The sequence below is a fragment of the Klebsiella sp. A-Nf5 genome, from assembly GCF_002810545.1.
GTDB classification, from domain to species: Bacteria; Pseudomonadota; Gammaproteobacteria; order Enterobacterales; family Enterobacteriaceae; genus Klebsiella; species Klebsiella variicola.
This window is the reverse complement of record NZ_PIOG01000145.1, coordinates 37,775-44,288: the sequence shown is the minus strand read 5'-3', so window position 1 is coordinate 44,288 and position 6,514 is coordinate 37,775. Positions and strand designations below refer to the sequence as shown.

The following is a 6,514-nucleotide window of genomic DNA, read 5'->3' as shown; positions in this document are numbered from 1 at the left end:
CACGTCGACCTTTTTGTTGGCCGCGGCGTCGATTTTCGCCTGGCGGTCGGCCAGCGCTTTATCAACGGCTTTGGCAACGATGGCGTCGATCTGTTCCTGAGTAAATTCTTGTGCCATTACAGAGGTAAGCGGAAAAAACGCGGCGATAACCGCCATGGTTAATGGAAGCTTTTTTATCATTGTCATGAGTTTCTCAATATAGGTTAATTTTATTCAGACAATAACCAGCCTATTCTGAGCTGACAGAATATGTCGCTATCATCAGAACAAGTTATTTTTTATTTTGTACGGTCACAGAGGCGTTACACAATTATCGCTACTTTCCCTCCTTCGTTGGTATTAGACAGACGGTCTTTCGCCACTGACAAAAAACACAGCACGAACAAATAAACGCTATTTTTCGGCTGCAGGCAGACGGCGTAATACATGCCCCCGCAGGGGCATGTCAGCAAAATTTAACCAAAGATATAGATATTGACGAGATTTTCGAGTAATTCCTGACGCCCGCTCTGATGCTGCGGATTCAGATTATGCTGCTCAGCGTATCGGGCAATATTATCCAGCGACATCTGCCCGGTCATAATTTTCTGCCCCAGCTCGCCCTGCCAGCCGGCATAGCGTTTTGCCAGCCCCTGCTCGAGCTTGCCATCCTCAATCATGCGCGCGGCCAGCTTGAGGGACAGCGCCATCACGTCCATGGCGCCAATATGGCCATAGAACATGTCGTATTTGTCGGTGCTCTGCCGACGGACTTTGGCGTCAAAGTTCAGGCCGCCGGTAGTGAATCCCCCGGCTTTGAGGATCTCGTACATCACCAGGGTATTTTCTTCCACGCTGTTCGGGAACTGGTCCGTATCCCAGCCAAGCTGCGCATCGCCGCGGTTGGCATCAACAGAGCCAAAGATCCCCAGCGCGATGGCGCTGGCGATTTCATGATGGAAAGAGTGCCCCGCCAGGGTGGCGTGGTTGGCTTCAATGTTCACCTTGATCTCATTTTCAAGACCAAACTGCTTCAGGAAGCCATACACCGTCGCGACATCGTAATCGTACTGATGCTTGGTGGGCTCCTGCGGTTTCGGCTCGATAAGCAGCGTGCCGCCAAAGCCAATCTTATGCTTATGCTCCACCACCATCTGCAGGAAGCGGCCAATCTGCTCGCGCTCCTGGCGCAGGTCGGTATTCAGCAGCGACTCGTAACCTTCGCGGCCGCCCCACAGCACATAGTTTTCGCCGCCGAGCTGGTGAGTGGCGTTCATGGCGGTCACCACCTGCGTGGCCGCCCAGGCAAACACCTCCGGATCGGGGTTGGTCGCCGCCCCGGCGCCGTAACGCGGGTGGGTAAAGCAGTTGGCGGTGCCCCACAGTAGTTTCACGCCGGTTTGCTGCTGTTTCTCCGCCAGCACCTCGGTCATGAGGGCGAAATTGTGCAGATATTCTTTCAGCGACGCGCCTTCTGGCGAGACGTCGACATCGTGGAAGCAGTAATACGGCACGTTGAGCTTGTAGAAAAATTCAAACGCCACGTCCGCTTTGCGTTTGGCCATTTCCAGCGCATCGCCCGCGGCCTGCCAGGGACGCTCAAACGAGCCGGCGCCAAACATATCCGCGCCATTCCAGCAGAAGTTATGCCAATAACAGGCGGCAAAACGCAGATGTTCTGCCATGCGTTTTCCCAGCACGATTTCATCCGGATTATAGTGGCGAAACGCCAGCGGATTATCGGTTTTGGGTCCGGCAAAGCGAACGCGATCAACCTGGTCGAAATAGGTTTGCATGATGAACTCCGAAATTGAGAAACAGGAAAATTAACAACTGTGACACATCGTGTATTCTCATCGTCGGTTGCTCAATTACGTTATTTCACTCGGCGATTGAGAAAATGCTCAAATGTGAGCCATCTCGCAAATAAAACTATTTTAAATATCTCGCTTCGCGCGCGTATAGCGTACACTTCCTGGGGAACTCAGGTATCCATGCCAAATTAAAATGCCGGTTTTGTCACAATGCCTGCCTGCCCGAAAATTAGCGGCGGATAACGATTCAACGCAGGCGATACAGGCCTTTGCTTCGAGGATCACAGAAGTAAAAAAACATAATTACGTAATTTAAAAACGTAATAGATTCTTCCAGGTCAACTGTGTCAGAAAGTGTTTCACCTACACAAAACAAACCGGAGTCTGCTTAGAATGAGTAAAAACATAATGCACAGTCGGCATGATGAATATCATAAATTAACCCGCGGAGAACGAATTGGTTATGGCATGGGTGACTTTGCGCAAAACCTGGTTTTCGGCACAATTGGGGGTTTTCTGGCTTTGCATATGCTGACGGTAAATACCATCAGCACGGCAACGGCAGGCTTTATTTTTCTTTTTGTCCGCATCATTAATGTGTTTTGGGATCCGATGGTCGGAACCTACGTGGATAAAAGAACCTCGAAGGCGGGGAAATATCGTCCGTGGCTGTTACGAGCCGGCGTTCCACTGGTGATCCTGTCGGCATTACTGTTCGCGCCGATCCCTGGCGTTAAAGGTTCGGTGGCTTTCGCCTTTATTATTTATCTGGCGCTGGACTTAGTTTATTCCTTAGTCAATATTCCCTATGGCTCGCTGAATGCGTCGCTGACCCGCGACCCGGAATCGATCGATAAACTGACCAGTACCCGCATGATGCTGGCCAACAGCGCCAACCTGCTGGTCTATACCCTGTTCCCGATGTTTGTGCAGATGGCGGCGCCGAAAGATCGCAGCCTGAAAGACACCGGCTTTTTTGGCCTTGAGCTGAATCTGGGCAACTATACCGATCCGTCGGCGAACTACGCCTGGTTTGGCGTGTACGCCATCTATATGATCATCGGCGCGGTGGCTCTGTTTATCTGTTATAAATTCACCAAAGAACGCGTTGTCGCGACCGCCGAGCAGACCGCCAACGTCAAAACCACCGACCTTTTCCACGAGCTCAGACATAACCGCCCGCTGGTGATCCTCGGCATGTTCTTTATGCTGGCCTTTACCTTCATGTTCTTCATGAACACCGTTAACGGCTTCTTCAACCAGTTCGTCGTCGGCCATTCCGAATGGATGGGCGCCGTGGGTCTCGTCGCGTCTATTCCCGGTATCGCCTTCCCGGTGTTCTGGCCGAAACTGAAAAAAATCTTTGGTAAAAAAGGCTTCTTCCATCTGTTCCTCGCCATGTTCATCGTCGGCGAACTGCTGACCTACGTCTGGTCCCGCGAAGGGATGCACGACGCCCTGTGGCTGGCCTATATCGCCACCTTTATTAAACAGTGGGGCTTAACCTCCGCCACCGGCTTTATGTGGGCGCTGGTACCGGAAGTTATCGCGTACGGCGAATTAAAATCGGGCAAACGCAATGCCGCCATTATCAATGCCATTATGGGACTCTTCTTCAAGATCGGCTTCACCATCGGCGGCGCGATCCCGCTGTGGCTGCTGGCGGTGTATGGATTTAATGAAAGCGGCGCCGTGCAGAGCGCCAGCGCCATCGATGGGATCATTATGACCGCGGTGTGGATCCCAATCGCGCTGGCCGCTATTTCGATGGTGATCATGCAGGTTTATCCGATCTCCGATAAACATGTTACCGACATTAACCGTCAGCTGGATGAGATCCGCGTGTAGTTAAAAAAATTATAAATCAGACCGATTCGTCACTTTCCATTTTAAAAGGTGTAATGAAATGTCACTTATTCAAAACCCGATATTACGCGGCTTTAATGCCGACCCCAGTATTATTCGCGTCGAGGATACGTATTATATTGCTAACTCGACGTTTGAGTGGTTCCCGGGCGTGCGTTTACATGAGTCGAAGGACCTGAAAAACTGGAACCTGCTGCCTTCGCCGCTCTCCACCACCACCCTGCTGGACATGAAGGGCAACCCCTCCTCCGGCGGCATTTGGGCGCCGGCGCTCTCCTGGGCCGATGGGCAATTCTGGTTGGTGTATACCGATGTGAAGGTCACCGAAGGCGCCTTTAAAGACATGACCAACTACCTGACTACCGCGAAGGATATTCGGGGCCCGTGGAGCGACCCGATCAAGCTGAACGGCGTCGGGTTTGACGCCTCGCTGTTCCATGACGACGATGGCCGGAAATATATCGTCCAGCAAACCTGGGATCACCGGGAGTACCATCATCCCTTCGATGGCATTACCTTAACGGAGCTGGATACCAACACGCTGAAGTTAATGCCGGAAACCGCGCGCACCATTTACCGCGGCACCGCCGTGGCGCTGGTCGAGGGACCGCACCTCTATAAACTGAACGGCTACTACTATCTGTTTGCCGCCCAGGGTGGCACCGTGTTTACCCACCAGGAGGTGGTGGCGCGGTCGAAAACCCTCGAGGCCGACAGCTTCGAAACCGAGCCGGGCGACGTGTTCTTAACCAACGTCGACACGCCGGACAGCTACATCCAGAAACAGGGCCATGGCGCGCTGGTCTCCACTCCGGAAGGCGAATGGTATTACGCCTCGCTCTGCGCCCGGCCGTGGAATCGCCCGGGGGAATCCATCTACGACCCGCGCGGCTGGTCAACCCTCGGCCGGGAAACCTCGATCCAGAAAGTGTACTGGGACGACGAGGGCTGGCCGCGTATTGAAGGCGGTCACGGCGGGAAAACCTTCGTCGAAGGGCCGAAAGACGCCATCTTCACCGAAAGCGCCAGCGATAATAGCCAGCAGGATGACTTTACCTCGCCAGCGCTCGACCCGAACTGGAATACCCTGCGGGTGCCGTTTACGGCCAAAATGGGCACCACCGGCGACGGCAAATTAACCTTAATCGGCCAGGGTTCGTTAGCCAATACGCATGACCTGTCGCTGATTGCCCGCCGCTGGCAGGCTTTCTATTTTGACGCCGCAGTGAAAGTAAAATTCGAGCCCTTCAGCTACCAGCAGATGGCCGGGTTAACGAATTACTATAACGACCGCCACTGGAGCTTTGTCTTCCTGACCTGGAATGAAATTAACGGCAAGGTCATCGAAGTCGGCGAAAATAACCGCGGGAAATACACGTCGTACCTGAAAGATAACGCCATCAAGGTGCCAGACGGCGTCGAATACGTCTGGTTCCGGACTAAGGTCCGCAAGCAGACCTACAGCTATGAATACAGCTTCGATGGCGTGACCTTCACCGAGATCCCGGTCCAGCTGGATGCCGCGGTACTGTCCGATGACTATGTATTGCAGAGCTACGGCGGGTTCTTTACCGGGGCGTTCGTCGGCCTGGCGACGGTAGACTACGCCGGGTACGGCACCCAGGCTGAGTTTTATCAGTTCGAGTATCAGGAGCTGGGAGATAGGTTAGCGGCCGATGGGAGCTACAGCTGGGAGGCTGGCGAGACGCGGGATAAGTAAGAGAGAGCGGGCCCACGCTACCGGTGAGGTAGCGTGGGTTTTGTGGTGTGCGGGAACGCAACGGTTATGCGCTCCCGATTTTTTCAGGCTTGCGCCGCAGGAGGCGAACGCGGTCTCCACTCCCACAGCAAGATCCGTCGTAATACTTAAAAAGCGATCCACCTGGAATCGCCGCATCTGGTGGGTTGATCGGCAAGGATTTTGCGAGCATCATCGCATTTATTTGGCTGCCAATGTAACGCTATGCCCTCCAGCACGACCCTACAACACGCGATTGAGAACATCACCATCTGGCGCAAAGGCGAACAGCGTGCGCCGCATAAGCCACTGCTGCTGCTGTACGTCCTCTCGCAGTACCAGCGCGGCCATGCGCGGATGTTCGACTACGCCTCGGAGATACGCGATGAGCTGCATAGCCTGCTGGAACGCTTTGGCCCGCAGCGTCGCCAGTACCGGCCGGACATGCCCTTCTGGCGCCTGAAAGGCGACGGCTTCTGGGAGCTGCACAACAGCGAGCAGTGTTCAACCCAGGGCAGCCGACAGCCGCCCGGCAAAGAGCTGGAGCTCTGCCACGTCGCCGGCGGCTTTGATGAGCCGCATTTTGCGCTACTCAACAGAAATAAGAAGCTGATCAATACCCTCGCCCATCAGATCCTCGAGGCGCACTTCCCGGAGAGTATTCAGGAAGAACTGGCAGAAGAGATGGGGTTTGATCTGCAGCAGATCCGCAAAGAGCGCGACCCGCATTTTCGCCAGCAGGTGCTGCGCGCCTATAACTATGAGTGCGCGATCTGCGGCTTCAATATGCGCCATGATAATACCTCCGTCGCCCTGGAGGCGGCCCATATCAAATGGAAGCAGCACGGCGGCCCCTGCGAAATCCCTAACGGCCTGGCGCTCTGCGCGATTCACCATAAGGCCTTTGATAAAGGATCCATTGGTCTGGATGAGGATATGCGCATCCAGGTTTCGCCAGCGGTGAACGGCGGAGGCATCGTTGGCAGGCTGTTCTGGGATTTTGATGGTAAGCCGATTACTTTGCCGCAGGGGAAAGAATGCCATCCGCAGGAAGGGTTTGTGGCGTGGCACCGGCGGGAGGTGTTCAGGGGATGAGGGGGTATGGGGATGGTGATAA

4 protein-coding genes and 1 pseudogene are annotated in these 6,514 nt (G+C 54.3%); 3 read left to right on the top strand and 2 right to left on the bottom strand.

What is annotated here, in order from left to right; genetic code table 11:
- Positions 1-186 (bottom strand): annotated as a pseudogene (locus CWM53_RS15570) (carbohydrate porin); the annotation flags it as partial.
- Between the two features lie 269 nt (positions 187-455).
- On the bottom strand, positions 456-1,775 hold the full coding sequence (xylA, locus tag CWM53_RS15565) for a xylose isomerase (protein ID WP_100730151.1): 1,320 nt from the start codon (positions 1,773-1,775) through the stop codon (positions 456-458).
- Positions 1,776-2,201: 426 nt separating this feature from the next.
- Between xylA and CWM53_RS15560 the strand changes: the two genes are divergently transcribed.
- From CWM53_RS15560 to CWM53_RS15550, 3 genes are all read left to right on the top strand, one after another.
- Positions 2,202-3,641 carry an MFS transporter gene (locus CWM53_RS15560; RefSeq protein WP_020802330.1) on the top strand — a complete coding sequence of 480 codons (1,440 nt, stop codon included), beginning with the start codon at positions 2,202-2,204 and terminating at the stop codon, positions 3,639-3,641.
- Positions 3,642-3,699: 58 nt separating this feature from the next.
- Entirely contained in the window at positions 3,700-5,379 is a 1,680-nt protein-coding gene (locus tag CWM53_RS15555; protein WP_023323558.1) for a glycoside hydrolase family 43 protein, read from the top strand.
- Positions 5,380-5,622: 243 nt separating this feature from the next.
- Entirely contained in the window at positions 5,623-6,492 is an 870-nt protein-coding gene (locus CWM53_RS15550) for a phosphorothioated DNA-binding restriction endonuclease (RefSeq protein ID WP_074387211.1), read from the top strand.
- The last annotated feature ends 22 nt before the right edge of the window (positions 6,493-6,514 follow it).